Here is a 17,646-nt window from a genome sequence, read left to right as displayed (position 1 = left end):
GGGGCCGCCGGCGGCAACGGTGTTGCCCGTGGCGGTCATGCCGCCGGTGGCCAGCTCAAAGCGGCTGTCGTCCACGCTGACCTTCACGGCGGTGGCGTTGGCCGCGCCGGTGTTGTTGATCTCTACGGTGGCGGGCTTCACCGTGGGGCTTGTACCGGTGGCGTGGCCGCCCGGGATCTTGCTCCCGGCCTCCAGCCAGGGAACCGTGATGTAGTTGGCCACCACGGTCACATCCGTGCTGGGCACCGGGTCGGCCATGATGAAGGTGGTGGTGCCGCCGTTGTTAGTGGCCGCGGCGGTGGTGCTCAGGCTGCCGTTGGCGGCGGCCACCGCGCTCCAGCCGGTGAACCGGTAGCCCCGGTTGCTGGTGTTGGTGGAGAGCAGAGTGCTGTCCCCGCCCTCCAGGGTGACGGGATTGGCCTTCGTGGGGCTCACAGTGGTATTGGCAGGCAGGGTGTCGCTGGCGGAGCCGCCGTCCACCGCCACCTCCACATGGACGGTCTTGGTGGGCACCGTCACGGTGTAGGCCACCGGCTGGGTGAGGGTATACTTCACCCCATCGGCGTCCTCATAGGTGATGGTGAGGGTGTCGGTATAGGTGCCGGGGGCAGTCTCGGTGCACTCGATGACCAGGTTGCCCGCCGTGCCGGCGCCCACGGCCACTGTGGCGCCGGGGGTGGTAGAGGCGGTAAACTTGCTCCCCGCGGGGAAGGTGTAGGTCACATTCCGGGCGGAATCCTTGCCGTCGTTGCCCAGCTGGCCCTTGAATGCCTGGGCGCCAGTGGCGCCGCCGCTATTCGTGAGGGTCAGGTGGGGAATGGGCACAAAGTTGGCGTAGATATAGTTCTTGCCGGGCTTGGAAACAAGTCCAGTGCCTGTGGTCGTTGCGGGCACAGAGTAAACAGACACGCTGCCCGCAGCCGGATTAAAGCTGCTTCCCGAAGTAAGACTGTCGCTCCAGCCCGAGAACTTATATTTATTGGCGCTGTTGCCACCGACGGAAGCTGTTACGCCGTAGCTCTTGCCTGCCTCCAGATTGGTAGTAGACAGCGAAGCAGTAAGTCCGTTAGGCACGGTAGCGGGCTTGCTGCCGCTCACATGGATCTCCACCTCGTAGGTGAAGGACTCCACACCCACGGGTCCCATATCGATCAGGCAAGGCTCGTCACTGATGTTCGTACCTCCGCCCTTGACCAGAACCCACACGTGCTGCGTGGGTGCGGTTCCGGTGGGAATGAGATAGTTGCCGGTCTTGTCGTTGCTCTGTACGGGGGTATGCGTACCAGGCACAGGCGTAACACCGCTGTTGACGATGTACCATTCGAAGTTTGCCAAATCAGAACTGGCATAACTCGCTTTTGCAATATCCGTACCGTCACTCAGTGTGACCTTTTCCAAAGAAATGGTCGAACCTTCCACCAGGTTGTTGTTCGCGTCCGGTGTACCGCTGGTGACCTTTCGCAGCTCCCACTGGGCGGTGTAGGTGGTGTCAGCAGTGTGGTTCTTGGCGTTGACCTGGGCCTCGGTAAGGGTATTGGTACCGTCACTCCAGCCCTTGAAGCTATAACCGGTGTTGGCTGTTACAGCAGGAGCGGTGACAGCGCCGCTAGCGTTAGCGTTGACCTTCTTGTCCGCCGTGGTATTGTCGCTGAACTTACCGCCGGTACCAATCTTGAAGGTCACCTGGGGCAGAGCCTCCCAGATAGCGTAGACGGTCTCATCCTTGCTGATATTGTTGATAGCAGTAATTGTCGTAGTGGCGTTGGCAGTTGCACCCCAACCCTTGAACTTATAGGCGTGGCCATCCGTAGCGCCGCTGCAACTGGGCGTACCCACCAGGGTATAGTTGCTGCCCTTGTCCAGGTACGCGCTGGGGCTGGTGGGCATATTGCTGACCGAAGCCCCGGCAGGCAGATTAGAATTGTACGTCACCCGGTACTGCTGCTCCCACTGGGCGGTATAGGTGGTGTCCGCGCTGTGGGTCACGGCGGCCACCTGGGCGGCCGTGGCGTTGGTCAGGGTGCCGCCGCTCCAGCCCAGGAACTTGTAGCCCGAGCGGGTGGCGGTGGGGATATCCCCAACAGCCACCTTACCGCCGCTGACAGTGGGTGTAGCGCTGCCAGTCAGCGTACCGCCGGTACCGGCCGAGAAGGTGATCACCGGCTCGGTGGGGGTACCCGCGTCTTCATAAGTGATAGGAACTCTGACAACTCTTCTGTTCGCGTTTGTTTGTATCGTATCAACCGTAGGCTTAGTACTATTGTTTATTTGATAGTATACAAATGAAAGATAACCAGTAGTTCCTGTAGGGGTTCCACTGTCTACACTGATCTTTATTTGATTTGCAAATTGCAGCGTCCCCTTTTGCGATATCTGCTCCACCGAGGCAAACCGTGTAAAAATACCTCCTGTTCCATTTGCTGTTGAGGCGTCAATAGTAAATCCAGGACTAATATCTATTGTAGAAACGTCGATATAGTAGTTTGGCTTCGCTCCACGTCCACTCCATCCAGTTACATCAAAAGAGAGATCGTCTGATGTCTTAGTGGTGGACAACTCAATTGAAGTCGGGACAGGCCGAATACCCGCAACGCCAGCCACCACATAGACATCGATCGTGATAGGTGTTTGCGCTCCTGCGGCAGAATCGTCATAGGTAATAGTCAAGGTTGCCGACCGAGCAGTCGTACTTTGGTTGTCAAGGGTAAAGGTACCGGAGGTGCTCACTGTACCACCAGCGCCGTTAATACCAGCGATGCCACCGGTTCCGGGCAAGATCTCCATATTACTGTCGGAAATCGTGGCCTTCACATTTGTAGCGGTAGTACCTGCAACAAGGTTAGTTAGGGTGATGGTTTCTGTTCCTGTGCCGACAAAAATAACAGGATTGGGAGAGGCCTCCAGCTCCGCCGCGGCGGAAAGGGGGATGGTGAAAGCATGTATATCATCATAGTTGGTCTGTCCATCTCTTACAAAAACCGAATACTCAAACTCATTAGCACCAACATAATAGCTACCAGGGTTGGTCGGTATCGCCTTAAAATCATTAAAGCTGCCTAAAAAATGGTCAACATTAATAGTCGTTGTTGAGCTACCCGATGTCTGTGTATTGATTTGAATGACTGGCATAGTATTCGCATCTGTTGTCTGTCCTGGCTCAAACCCATTACTGTCGCCACCAGCGGGAGCTGTCAAATCACTTGCACCAAACGTGGGACTTACTGTGGCACATACAATTGCTACATGGAGTCCAATAACAGCCGTAGGACACCCAGTCAAAGTTACAGTACCTGTAACTTTGCCCGTGTCCTTGTTGTATGTCAAATTAGATGTCACATAATTAGGCTTCTTCGCCGCAAATGCCGTTACCGGGAGCATAGACAGGGACATGGTGGCGGCCAGCAGGAACGCCACTCCCTTCTTCCAGATCCGTTTCAAATTCTTCATTTCCGTGTCCTCCCGATAGTAAGGATATCGCGCTGCGAGATGCTAAAAATTCGTGGTAGCGGCAATCGCCAGAGTTGTGGGGAAGCCCCCTCATTCTCCCATGCGATCATAGTGGGCGGTGAGTCTGTGCGCCAGCGCAGTCGGCGCGCCCGCTGACGGGTGGCGATAGGATAGAAAGGTTGAGAAGCATTAACGCCGGTAACCGCTGTTGTCATTGCCTCTTCCTCCTCTGTCTCCATCTTTTCCGCGCTCTCCTGCTCTGCGGACGGCTCCTCCGTCTCATTGGAACCCGGCTCCTTTTTGTCCTCCGCCGGTTCACCCGCCCCGTCAGGACTTTCCTTGTCCTCCGGCTCCGCGGGCTTTTCCGTCTCCTCCGGGTTCTCCGTCTCCGCAGGAGGCTCCGCCTCCTCCGGCTGCTCTGTCTCGGCGGGAGGCTCCGTCTCCTCCGGCTTTTCCGTTTCGGCGGGAGGCTCCGTCTCTTCCGGCTTCTCCGTCTCGGCGGGAGGCTCCGTCTCTTCCGGCTTCTCCGTCTCGGCAGGAGGCTCCGTCTCTTCCGGCTTCTCTGTCTCCCCCGGGGTCTCTGTTTCTTCCGGAAGCTCAGGCGTGCCAATGTCCGCCGCGTCAGTAATGACGGGCGTCCCAAGCTCCGCCGGGGCCTCTGTGACCTCGCCGGTATTCATATTTACAGTAGTGACATAGACGTCTGTGGTGGTCACAAGCTTGTCTCCCACCGTAAGTACCGTCTCGATCTCCTTGCGGATCTCAACTGTACCAGCCTTGAAATCAGTGGTGGTGACCGTCTTTGTCGTGGTAGTACGCAGGCCGTCCTCCGAGGTGACTACATCTGTAGTTTCGCTCTCCTCCACAGGCTTCAGGGCCGGAGCCTTCAGGGGTACGCGCAAAGAAAGAACACTGGCGGTATTCGGTGTTGTAAGGTCATTGGGCGGATACCAATCGATACCCATGGCACTCATAGCGTCATAGTCAGAAGCACTTAAATTCAACTGCGCTCCTGCTCCTGATCCACCTGTTATCAACCAGTTTTGAAGCGATTTCCAGTCTAAGCATATTTCGTCGCCAGCGTTTCCACCAATACAAATATTTTGCCAGTCGCCGTTCCACGCATCAGCTTCCGCATCTATGATCGTCTGTGCAATTTCACTTTTATTGAGCTGATGACCCCCATTTATAGGGGTATCGCTCCACAGATTCAATCCTACCACGTCATCCTGTGTAATGAAAGGTTCAATATCGCTGGCTGTCGGATATATTGTATAGCCGCTTTCATTGAATATTCTCGATGCCTTCGATGTCAATGCACTCACATAAGCATCTGCAGTCGTATATTGAACTGCCTTCGTGTCGTTCTCAAGAGGAGCCCAATCACATCCGGCGGAAGTCAGCAAGTTGCCGGAATCAATATTAGCTTCTGTTTCTTGCGTTCCTCCGGACAGTCCTCCTGTCAACACCCAATATTGCAGCGCCTTCCAACTCAGGCAGATTTCATCACCAGCAGCTCCACCAATCTGCGTGTTCTGCCAATTACCATTCCACGCATCGCCTTCCGCATCAACAATCAGCTGTGCGATCTCCTCCTTGCTTAGCTGATGTCCACCGTTTCCTGTGGTATCGCTCCATAGATTCAGCGCTCTTGCCATTGTATCAGTAATATGAGGCAAAATATCGTTGGCTGTCGCAGGAGTGGTGTAGTTGCTCTCATTAAATACCCTGGAGGCCAACTGCGTCAACTCGCCAACCACTTGGTTTGCCCATGTGTAATCCGCAGTAGGCCCACTCTTGGAGCCACCGTTTTCCCACCAGTAATCAATGGATCCGTCATTACGCAGTTGAGTCTCCGAACGATAATTATTACCCAACAACAGATGCTGAACCACGATCCAGTTTTGCCCTTTGGTATAGTCCAGTGTTCCGTCTCTGTTCGTTATCTTCTGGAGCGCCGCTTTCAGGGCCGTCTTGAAATCGGCCATACTGTCAAAAGCATCCCCGTTCGTATTCTTACGGAAATAAACATAGTCGGCAGGGTCACCGCCTTCTTCTACAGAAGTACCGGTAATAAAGCCCAAATCAGCCTCAGTCAAAGTGTCCATGGCGTTGGGGTCGCTGGAATCACTGGGCGCAGTACCGCCCGGGCCGCCCCAGCTGTTCCAGGCGGCCTCCAGCAGCTCTTCCAGATTGGTGATGGGCTTATGTCCGTCCCCGTACCACCAGAAGGCATAGGTGGGGCCGGGGTCGGGATCGCCGTTGTAGGGGTTGCCCAGCAGCAGGTTCTGGAGCTGGCTCCACACCTGCCGGGTGGCAGCGTTGGACCAGTTGGTATTGGTGGTATCCGGCCAGGGGGCAGTGGCAGGATCGTTACCTGCATTGCACCACTCCTCCACTGCGTACAGAAGGGCATCATGGAGGTCCGAGTCGCTGCTGAACGTGGTGCCCGCATCATCGGCGCGCAGCCAGAAGGGGGCCTTGCTCACCAGCTCCACGGTCACGTTGTCCAGCAGATCCTCGGGAGCCCCGTCCACCACTTGCTTGACCAGGGTGACCAGTTCCTTCAGATTCTTGGGGGTGGAGGCGCCGGTGATCCACCAGTAGTTGATGGTACCCGCCACGGTGTCGTCCATCAGGTCGCTCTCCGTCCGGTAGGCGTTGCCCAGCAGGGCGTGCTGGATCTCCATCAGGGAGACATTGGCAAAGCTGCCCCCCTGATAGGCCGCCTCCCCGGTGAGGGTGGAGATGGCCATGCTCAGGGCGGTATCGAATTGGGTGATGTTGGCAAAGGCCGCGCCAGCGGCGTCCTTGCGCAGGGAGACCGACTTGGTGGTAAAGGGGTTGGGATCGGTGGTGGGCTTCCAGTTCCCGTCGCTATCCTTGTCCCGGACGCTGCCGGTGAGGGGGGTGGTGGGGCTGGTATAGCCGCTGCGCCAGCCGGAGTTGTCATCGTCCCCGGCAAACCAGTTGTCATTGATGATGTGGTACTGGATCTCCAGCAGCTCCTGCCAGGTGGAGATGGTCTTGGCGCCCCCGTTCTCCCACCAGTAGTCCTTCTTGGTGGAGCCGGTGGGGGCGATGTCGGAGTTCACCGGCAGATTGGCGGGGGTAATACCGGCGGCGCCCACATCCATGAGATACTGGATCTGCCGCCAGGACAGGGCCTCCACCTGGGTCTGGGTAAAGCCGTTGGTCTGCAGATCGGTGACCACAGCAATGAGCTTGGTCTTCATCTCGTCCTTATCGGCGAAGGGCTGGGCAGTGATCCCCTTACGCAGGTAGAACACGTCCTGAAGTTGGTTAAGGGCATTGGTGTTGGGGGTAAAGACGTAGTCTGCCGCCGCCTTCATCAAATCAGACCAGGTATTGATGGGAGAAGAACCGCCGGAGCAGTTGTCAAGGCGGCACCAGTTGTAGGCCAGGGTATTGGCAGCGGGAGAAATCACACCACCATTGTTGGTGAGGCCACCGGAGACAACGCCACCGGAATATGTAGAATTAAGCAAATGATATTGGACTTGATGCCAATCCAAATCTGCACCATTGGCAATACGATAGGCATCAACCAATTTGGCTCGAAATTGAGTAGCTTGCAGTGCTATATATTCTGTTGTTGTCCCATCTGCTGCTACACTCGCTTTAAAGTTCAAATCATGTAGCATTGCCACGTTAATGTATGTATTGACGTCTGCCATCACTCCAGTTTCAGCTGCCTCTCGGCAGAGCTTAGCCAGCTGATTGAATGTTGCTTTTGTGACAAAGCCCATACTCCCCAAGTGCTGGGAGTACGGGTGTTCCTCATAATTAAAGTTATCATCAATGTTATACAGGTTTGAGTGTGTCGATCTTTCTGAACCAGTATAAAAGTTATACCCCACCATTGTTGGTTGTGCCAAACGTGTAGCATCGTACAGCGTTTTATCACGCAGAGAATACTCCATCGACATAAGGCCGCTGGAGGGGGTATAGGTTACAGGTAAAATATCACGATTTTCCAAATCAATACCTACAGAGAAAGGCTTCTGCCCCACACCTTCCACATCAGGCGTATAATCAATACGAATGGAAGGATCCCGCATTCGGCTAACACCCTTCCCATCAGCATTTACTCGGGCAAATGTAAAGGAGATTGCATAAACGCCACCCTGCGAAGTATCCGTCTGTCCATACCGTTCATATGTTGGAGGAGTAATCGCCGTATAAAGCTCATTATTCCGCAACTCCGCCCCCGGCTCATAGACGGCCTTCACCCGAACCACCTGGCCCTTTTTCAGGTCAGAGAAGTCCGCAAACTGCAGACACTCACCCGTTGCGCCATAGGTGGTGTCCACTGTAGTATCAACAGGAGTCTGGCTTGCGTCCATGCCGCTATAGGGGGTATGCTCGGCGGTGCCCAGGGTAGTCCACACATCGGAGATGCCGTCCAGGTCGTCCACAACCGCCCAGCCGTAGATATAGGGCAGATCCAGCAGGCCCGGCTCCTCCACATCGGCGGCAGTCAGGTTCCCCAACAGTTTAGCGGCGTAGCCATCGACATGATAATACTCATCCCCGGAATCGGGAACCCCGTCCGGATCCACCAGGGTCTGTGCAGCAGCGGCGGTCTCGTCCCCGCTGTCGGGCACTCCGTCCGGGTCAGTGACTGTCTGGCTCATCTCCGTATAGCGCTTATAAAAAACATAGTCCAGCTTATTGGTCAGCGGATAGTCCGCACCGTCTGCCGCCACAGTACCCGCGATCTGCGCCTGATACGCCGCCAGGTCAGCCTCATAGGTCGGCGAGGTCACGTCGGGGATCGCCACCGGCGCATCATAGGGATATTCGCCCCGATAAGTATTTTCGCGAAGAAGACTATCCGTGTAGTCAACAGAATTAGCATCACCCTTGTGGACAGAGTAGCGCAAATCCGGGTGAATAAAATTCTTCTCTACGTACTCATTCACTGCCTCCCGGGCGTCACCGGGATCCAGGACTTGGGTGCCGATGTGCCGGTCATCCCAGTCGTAATACAGGATGACTGCCGAATCGCCGCTGGAAAAATTATAGGAGAGCTTATTGACCAGAGTGTAGTTGACCTTCCCAGGGACTACAGTTGTAGTGCTTGGGGTGGCCGTATCTACCGTTGCTACCTCCATAAGGTTGCTGGTGGTGCTGATATAATCAGGATCCGTAGCCGGTTTCGACGTATCGTAGGCTTCCCGGCCATTTTCATCGTCGGTCGAATAATACATGCCATTGCCGTCAGGCCGGGCCGCAGACTTACCGCTGTCGTAGATCAGCTCCCAATCAATGATGGGATCGATCACATCATTCAACGTATCAGCATCCGTCAACTTCACCAAGCAATTCGGACTGTTTGGATCGATCCAGTCTGTAACCGCAGGGTTATTAAGCCCCTTGGAAAACATGGTACCCCAAGGGTTGTTGTTCTCATTGGTTTCGTCTATGTCATATTTAAAGCGCACTACAGCCAGAACCGTATCTTCTTCGTTGAAATCTTTGGCTGTAAAGCTTTCCGCCATCAGGTAGAGATAGCCGCCCCCGGTGAGGGTGACAGTGGGGGGAAGGGCCGAGCCGTCGTCCCCAGTGCCGCCGTCGGCAACGGTACCCTTGGGGCTGATCGCAGCGTGGGCGATCCGGGTGGACTGATGCAGTGGATCGACCTCCACCATTTTCCGAGCAGAGAAGCCTGCGCCAATAGCGGAGGAAATGTCTACAGCTGTAGTCTGATTGGAGGGTTCCGCATCGTCCAAGCGGTTCCAGTTTCCGTCCACCCGCTCCCATTCCCAGGGCGTCAGCTTATCGCTGTACTCTAAGGCTACGGCCAGAGAACTGAAGGGCTGAACCTCCGAATGGTCATAGTTCGGATCCATAGTGCTGGACACAATGGTGCCATCAGCAGCCAGATGGAGCACGCCGGGCTTGACCCGGATCGCCACCTCCACAAAGCCGGTAAGCTTTCGGGCCTGATCGATCACACCGTTGACTTCGATGGTAACAGTGGGAGCCTCGCCAGTGCCGTCAGGGACAACAGGGTCGACCGTGCTGTCAACCACATTCGTCACCATCTTAAGGGGCCATTCCCCGACCGCAGCCGCGTGAGCCGCCGGAGCAAAGGCCCCGGAAAGCATTGAAAACGCAAGCAAAGCCGCCAGCGGTCTCTTTGACCCCCGGCGAGCTTTACGCGAACGATATTCTATTCTTCTCCACTGAACCATACGCGTGACCTCCCTTCCAGCAAAATGCTGGAAGTACATAAACTATGCAGCCAAGGCAGACTTCGACCTATAGCTTTACATAATATGCGATGTTATTTTATCAGAGTGGTTTGCATAATACAAGGACTTTCTTGCTTTTGTTACTAATTTGTAAAAATTTTGGTCGAACTCATATCAGGTCACTCTCCCCTTCTGGAGTAGGCTCTGTGGCCTCATCCACGACTTCAGAAGCACCGGGTTCCTGCGTGACTTCTTCCTCTCCGCCAGTAAGCGCTCCATCGGCATCTTCACCGGCAGAGAGGTCGCTCTCTCCTGTTTTATCCGCACCTTCCGCCTTCTCAGGTCCCTCAGGCTCCTCGGGTTTCTCCGCTTCTTCAGGTGCCTCAGAAGGCTCGGAGCCCTCCGGGACTTCAGGCGGCTCCGGCTCCTCAGGCGTTTCAGACTCTGTCGGAGCTTCGGGATTTTCGGGGGCTTCAACCTCCCCAGGAGTTTCAGAGCCTTCGGGGAGCTCAGGATTTTCAGGAGCCTCAGGCGTTTCTGGTACCTCAGGTACCTCAAGCTCAGGAAGTTCGGGAAGCACAGGAAGTTCAGGCTCTTCCGCAGGCAGTTCTTCAGGGAGCTCCTCCCCTGCAGCCAAAAGGGCCTCCATCTCTTCCGGCAGGCTCTCCCCTGCCTGGGCCAGTTCCACGGCCCAGGCGGGAACAAACCGTTCACTCTGAAGCAGCTCCACCGCCCAGGCGGGCACGCTCTTCTCCTCCCGGATCAGCTCTACCGCCCAAAGGGGAATGTCCTTTTCCGCCTTAAAGCGTGCAACAGCCCAAGCGGGGACTTCTGTTCCTGCCTCCACGCATGCTATGGCCCAATCGGGAATGGGCGTTTCTTCTTCAATACAGGTGACGGCCCACTGGGGCAGCTCCTGTCCGTCCAGGATCAGTTCCATGGCCCAATCAGGCACTTCCCGATCCTCCTCCAGCAGCTTCTGTACCCACTGGGGCAAAATGGGCTCTTCCATGAACAGCGCCAAGACGACGCCGGACAAGCTGCCGCCGGCAGCATTGATCAGCTGGGGCATGACCTCCTGATAGCAAGCCGCACGCTGACGGAAATTACGCTTATCATTCAGAACCTTTAGGTCAGAAGAGCCAATCTTGCCGTTGCCGTCCAGGTCGGCAGCATAGGCCAGCGCTTCGGGATTGTAAGTGGAAATGGCCCAATCCGCCGCATTGCTCTCATCCTGCTCCCGGGTATAAAGGATCTCGCCGGACATAAGCGCCGTCATCAGTTCCAGATCCTCCAGGCCGTTGGCCCCGTTGTCGTCCAGGTCGCCGCCGATGAGGGCGATCATGCCGTCGTTGACGTCGGGATCCAGGGTGAAGGTGAGACATTCCGCATCCCCAGGGTCGTCCAAGGTCTTGGGCGTCAGCTCCAGACCCAGCCAAATGTAGCTTACATGGCCCGGCTTGGAGATCACCAGCTTGTAGACCTGTCCGGACTTATCCTTTTGCATGAGGTGAGAACTCTTCACACTGAAGTCCTGCATCCACAGGCCGGTGCCGACGCTCTGGGTGAGACGATAGGTAAGGAATGCCTTCTCCGCATAGCTTTCAGGATCGGAAGCGAGCGTCGGATCCACAGAGAGATCCACATCCTCCTTCAGCGGATAGAGGGTAAAGGTCGCGTCATGCTTGGGCGCGTAGGACTCCAAAACGCCCTTGAACGCGTAATATTTCGGGATCTCAAAGTCCACATAGGGGCTCTTGTAGACCTCACCGTCCGCCGTATCCGGCGCCTCTTCATGGGTGATATACAGACGGTACTTGCTCTTCTTGTCCTCGTCGTCATCCTTATAGTCCACGCCGTTCTCAATGGCCTCGGTGGTGCCCTCGTTGTCCATCACGGCGCGCAGCATGGCGGCCAGCTCCTTGAGCCGCTCCTTCCTGGCCGTCACATCGGCGGCAGCAGGCGCGTTCCCCGCCTCGGTCTCGGCCTGGGCCCAGTCATCCACCCACTTGTCGATGTCCTCGTCGCTCTTCACCGTCAGGATAAACCTCGCGCCATTGTAGTCCTTATCCGGATTGACGCTCTTATCCGTATAGTAGACGTCATTCTCATAGGGATCGTCGTTGGGGTTGTTGTCGGGATCGGGGTGTGTCAGCTCAATAATGGGGGCCAGATCCTCCGGCTCATAGTTCGGATAGTTGGCGCTGTCAGCGGCCCGCTCCTCATCCCTCAAATAGAACTGGAAGGTGTGCTTCTCCTTATCCACGCTGATGGCGTCGGTGTTGTCAGTGGCTCCGCCCTTGTTGATCATGGGCACCGTGACCACCAGGTAGTCTCCCCGGTTCTCCGCGGTGATCCAGTGATCCTCGTAAGGCGTGGGATCGTTCTTGTCGTTCTCATTCTCCGGGTCATAGGGCTGGAGCTTGTTGTTGACGTCAAAGACCACCTCGGTCTTCTCGCTCTCGTCCTTCTTCCCGTCGGCGTCGATGGCGGTGATGTAGATGACGCCGCCCTCGGTGATATACTTGACCAGAGCCTCGCCGCCGGTGGTGGCGGGCACCGGATCGCTGCCATCGGTGGGAGCGGTCATGACCACCTTCACCGTAAAGCTGTACCCATCGTACTTATTGCCGCCGTTATCCTCGTAATATTCCGTCTCCACCGTTCTATTGTCGATGGTGATGTCCTTATCCTCGCCCACTTCCAGCTCATGGAAGCTGCCGTTTTCGTCCTTCCAGTAGAGCTTGTATTGCTCCACCGCGTCATAGAGCGTACCCGGCGGCACCGTGCCCCACTCGCCATGGAGGGTGGGCACCGTGATCTTGAAGGTATTGTTCTTGCTGTCGGCGTCCTCCGCCAGGATCCAGCCGTCCTGCCCGGACTCGCTCAGGTCGTCCGTATCAGGATCGTAGTCGGTGGTATAGTCCTCATCGTGCTTGGGATCGAAGGGCCTGGGCATCACAGAACGGATGACCACCTCGGTCTTCTCGCTTTCTCCATCCATACCCTGGGGATCCAACGCGCTGATATAGAGAGAACCGCCGTTCTGGATATACTGCCACAGGGTATAGCCGCCCCACAGGGTGGGATAGGTGTTGTCGTAAGGATTGAGCGGCGTAGCGGGATTCAGCGTTACATTGAAGCGGTAACCGTCGTACTTGGCTCCGTCATGTGCCGTATCTTCGTAGTACTCCTCCAGCCAGGTGCCGCCGCTGATGGTGATATCCGCACCGGTCAGAGGCTGGAAGTTGCCCAGTCCATCCCTCCAATAGAGCTTGTACTCGGGCTGCCTGGCCGCGTCAGCGCCTGCCGGATCATAGCCCGCGTGATAGAGGGCGTCCTCCAGCGGATCGCCGGCCATCTCGTGGAGAGTGGGCACCGTGATGGTGATCGTCCTGCTGTCAGGGCCGTCCGTCTCGGCCAGGATCCAGCCGTCCTGGTGGGTGCTGCTCAGGTCAGGATTGTCCCCGGTAGTCACATTGTGCGTGTAATTGGCCGTGTAGTCGTGGTCGTGCTGCGGATCAAAGGGCCGCGGGGCCTGCGCCACATTCTGGAACCAGACCTCCACCTCCGCATCGCTCATAGGCATCTCGAACTCGGGCAGAGAGGCGCCGTCGGTGAGCGGGATGGCAATTGTCTTGGTGCCGTTGGCAGTGGTGACCCGCAAAACTGCCTCACGCACGCTGTATCCGTTTTCGTGGCCCGTCTCCAGGGTCAGCTTTTTGCCGGGACTCACCTGCTCGGGGCCGTCCTCCGGCGGCGTCTGGCTGGCGTCGGTGAGCAGAATGGCGGTTCCATTGAGGATGACGCTGGCCTTGTTGCCCGCCAGGGTGCTGGAATCGTCCGATGTTACGATCAGCTTCAATCCCTTCTCAGGCGCCTCGCCCTTGATATATTTTACCGTCACGTCCACATCGGCGTCGATCATCTCAAACAGGCCGCGGTCGGGGTACTGCACGATGTCCACAGGATCGGTGGTACCCGCCTTCACGGCGGTGATCACGGCATAATAGCCCGTGTGGGTCGTGACCGCCACCCTCACGGTATTCTCCTCATAGGCCGCCGTCCAGATATCGCCCCGCTGGCTGCTGGGAATGGTGACGTCCAGATCGGTCACCGTGGCGTTGTTGTCGTCGTAGCCGTCGGTGCCCTCTTTGTATACGGTGACGATGTGGGGACCCTTCTCCTGCAAGGGATCGTCGGTCTTCCTGAAGACCACCCGCATCTCCACGCTCTTATTCTCCATGGTGTAGGTAAACTCTGTCTGGTCGGCGTTGGGAGTGGCGTTCACCGAGCCGTCCTTGGTAGTGGCCACCACGCCCACCAGCTCGTAGCCGTTGGCCGGGGTGATCTCGCTCACCGTCACCACCTCGGTACCGTTGGAGCCGGTGAGCACGCCGCCGTCAACTGTGGTGACCTTTGTCCAGGCGGTCATCTTGGCGCTGTCGCCGTTGGGCGTATAGACCAGGGTAGCGGTCAGCTGGTTGGTACCGGGAATGACCAGCTCGGTCTTCTCGCTTTCCCCATCCACACCCTGGGGATCCAACGCGCTGATATAGAGGGAGCCGCCATTCTGGATGTAATCCCAGACCGTGTAGCCGCCCCAGAGGGTGGGATAGGTGTTGTCCGCCGGGTTGTTGGCGTCGGGATTCACCGTCACCTTGAACTGGTAGCCGTCGTATCTGACAGGGGTGGCGCCGGTGGTGTCCTCGTAGTACTCCTCCAACCAGGCGCCGCCACTGATGGTGATATCCGCGCCGGTCAGGGGCTGGAAGTTGCCCAGTTCATCCTTCCAATAGAGCGTGTACTCGGGCTGGCGGTTCGCGTCAGCGCCCGCCGGATCATAGCCTGCGTCGAAGAGCACATCCGCGCCATAGGCGCCGGACTTGTCATGGAGGGTCGGCACCGTGACCACAAAGCTGCGCTCATCTTCGTCTACGTCTGTAGCCAGGATCCAGCCCTCCTGGCCGGTCTCGCTCTTATCCGGATTGTCCGCACTGGGATAGTCGCCGCCCGGCGCGCCATTATACGTCTGGGAGTGCAGCGGATCATAGGGCCGCGGGGTCTGCCGCAGCTCCTGGAACTCGACTACGATCTCCGCGTTGCTCATGGGCATTGCCGGGATGGGCAGAGACTCCCCGTCGATGAGCGGGATCTCCACTGTAACGCCCGTACCCAGCAGCTTCATCACCGCGCGCTTCACGCTGTGGTTGGGCCCGTGGGCGGTGGTCAGCGTCAGCGCGGTACCGGGCAGCACGTTCACCGGGCCGGCCTGGTTGAGGATCGCGCCATTGGCGTTGAGGCTCACGCCGCTGGGCATGCTGACCGTGGCGCTGTTGTTCATCAGGTTGCCGCCGTTGTTCACGGTCAGAAGCAGAGTATACGTAGGCATCGTGCCGGCGATAAATTCCACCGTCACGTCCACGTCAGTGCCCGCAGGCATATAGAATTTTCCGTAGTACTGATTGGCTCCGGGCATGAAGGTGGCTACATCGATAGACACTCCGTCACTCTTGCGCACGGCAGTGATAACGGGATAGTATCCCGGCTCGGTGGTCACATCCACCTGCACCACGTTGTCCTCGTAGGCCGCCGTCCAGATATCGCCCCGCTGGCTGCTGGGAATGGCGACGTCCAAATCGGTCACCGTGGCGTCGTTGGCAGCATAGCCGTCGTCGCCCTTCTTCAGAACCGTGACGATATGGGGGCCCTTCTCCTGGAGGGGATCGTCCGCCCGGTCAAAGACCACGTAGATATCCACGTCCTGATTGACCATGTCGTACTCATACTGGTTCTGGGCCGGGTTCCATGTGGCGTTGACGCTTCCGGCCTCAGTGGTCGCCACCACGCCCACCTGCACATAATTGGGCAGAGCTGGCGCGGGCTTCACGATCACCTTTTCCGTGCCGTTGGTACCGGTAAGGGTCTGTCCGTCGGTGTTGGCCGTAGCTCCCCAGGCGGTCATGGTAGCGCTGCCCTCGGTGGTCTCAAAGTGGAGCGTGGCCTTGTAGCGCTTGCCGGCGGGCACGACCACCTCGGTCTTCTCGCTCTCCAGCTTGGCCTCGGGGGAGGCGGGATCCACCGCAGAGATATAAATAGAGCCGCCGTTCTGGATGTATTCCCGCAGGGTGTAGCCGCCCCACAGGGTGGGATAATTGGGATCGTTGAGATTGGTGGCGTCCTTGTTCACCGTCACCTTAAACTGGTAGCCGTCGTAGACCGCGCCGTCATGGGCGGCGTCGGTGTAATAGTCATCCAGCCATGCCTGGCTGTCGATGGTGATATCCGCGTCATTGAACTGGTGGAACTCACCCAGCGCATCCTTCCAATAGAGGTTGTATTTGGGCTGGAGCGCGGCGTCAGTACCCGCCGGATCGTAACCTGCGGGATAGAGCACATCCGCCGGCGCAGGCATGGCGGTCATGTCCATCTCGTGGAGGGTGGGCACTGTGATCACCAGGCTGTTGGCGTCCGCATCCACCTCAGTGGCCTGGATCCAGCCGTCCTGGTGGGTGCGGCTCAGGTCGGGGTTGGCCCCGGTGGTCACATTGTGACTGTAATTGGCCGTATAGTCGTGGTCGTGCTTCGGATCAAAGGGCCGCGGCATCAGCGGCATATCCTGGAACTCCACGATCACCTTGGCGTCCGCCATGGGCATCGCCGGCAGCGGCAGCGACACCCCGTCGGTCAGCGGGATGGGAATGTCCATAGTGCTGGTGGCGCTCACCGCTACCCGCAGCACCGCGCTCTTTACGCTCCAATTGACCGCATGGCCGGTGGTCAAGGTCAGCGGTGTGCCAGCGGTCACATTCACCGGGCCGGCGGTGACGGCGGTGCCGTCAGCGGCCAGGATGGGCGTGGTGCCGCCAGGCACCGTGATCTCGGCACTGTTATCGCTGTCGTTATTTCCGGAGAGCACCTCCAGCTCCAGCTTCCGCTGGGGCGGATTGCCCTTGATATAAGTCACCGTCACATCCACGTCGGTGTCCGCGGGCATATAGAACTGAGCGTAGCAGTCGTTGCTGCCGGGGGCGGCGGCGAACTGGGCCACAGGCACCTCCACCCCACCGGGGGCGGTCTTGGCCGTCACCACGGCATAGTAGCCGCTTGCGGTGGTCACATCCACCTGCACCACATTTTCCGCGAAGGCCGCCGTCCAGATCGTGCCTTTCTGGTAGCCGGGGATCTCCACGTCCAGATCGGTCACTGTGGCGTTGTTCTGGGCCAGATCATCGGTGTCCACCTTGTAAACAGTGACGATATGGGGGCCCTTGGGCTCCAACGGATCCTTTTCCTTTTCAAAGACCACCCGCATCTCCACGTCCTGCTCCACCATGGTGTAGGTAAACTCCGTCCCGTCGGCGTTGGGAATGGCGTTCACCGAGCCGTCCTTGGTGGTGGCCACCACGCCCACCAGCTTGTAGCCGTTGGCGGGCGTGATACCGTTGACCTTCACCACCTCAGTGCCGTCAGAGCCGGTGAGCACACCGCCGTCCACAGCGGTGGTTTTGTTCCAGGCGCTCATCGTCGCGGCGGTACCGTTGGGCGTATACCGCAGGGTGGCTTTATATTTGTCCACACCGGGCACGACCACCTCGGTCTTCTCGCTCTCCATGTCGGCGGGCACGCCGGCGGTGTTAGGCCCGGTGGCGGTGATGTAGATGGAGCCGCCGTTCTTCAAATACTGGTCCAGATGATACCCGCCCCACAACGCCGTGGCGCTCACCACCTGCACATCGAATTCGTAGCCGTCCCAGTCGTTGGCGCCATCGTTGTAAGCGCCCGCCACATACTGGCCGTTGCTCACCGTGATGTCGCTGGCCGCAAACGGGTGGAACGTGCCAATGCCGTCCCGCCAGTACAGCTTGTAGCTGGGCTGGAGGGCGGCCTCTGTTCCCGTGGGATCATAGCCCGCATGGTAGAGCGTGTCCGCCGCCGGATCGCCGCTCATGTCATGCAGGGTGGGCACCACCAGGTG

At 57.8% G+C, this 17,646-nt stretch carries 3 protein-coding genes; all 3 read right to left on the bottom strand.

The genetic code is table 11. The features are described 5' to 3' along the window. Positions 1–2,160 (bottom strand): InlB B-repeat-containing protein (locus NFR87_RS09400; RefSeq protein ID WP_251449112.1); only part of this gene is annotated, 2,160 nt, incomplete at its 3' end. Positions 2,161–3,443: 1,283 nt separating this feature from the next. Then, positions 3,444–9,668 (bottom strand): hypothetical protein, encoded by a 6,225-nt coding sequence (locus NFR87_RS09395; RefSeq protein WP_251449111.1) that lies wholly within the window; start codon positions 9,666–9,668, stop codon positions 3,444–3,446. A gap of 169 nt (positions 9,669–9,837) precedes the next feature. Next, a complete protein-coding gene (locus NFR87_RS09390; RefSeq protein ID WP_251449110.1) occupies positions 9,838–17,619 on the bottom strand; it encodes a hypothetical protein in 7,782 nt (2,593 codons plus the stop codon). Positions 17,620–17,646 lie beyond the last annotated feature (27 nt).

It is taken from the genome of Vermiculatibacterium agrestimuris (assembly GCF_943193085.1).
Lineage (GTDB): Bacteria > Bacillota > Clostridia > Oscillospirales > Oscillospiraceae > Vermiculatibacterium > Vermiculatibacterium agrestimuris.
This window is presented reverse-complemented; position numbering and strand designations above follow the sequence as displayed.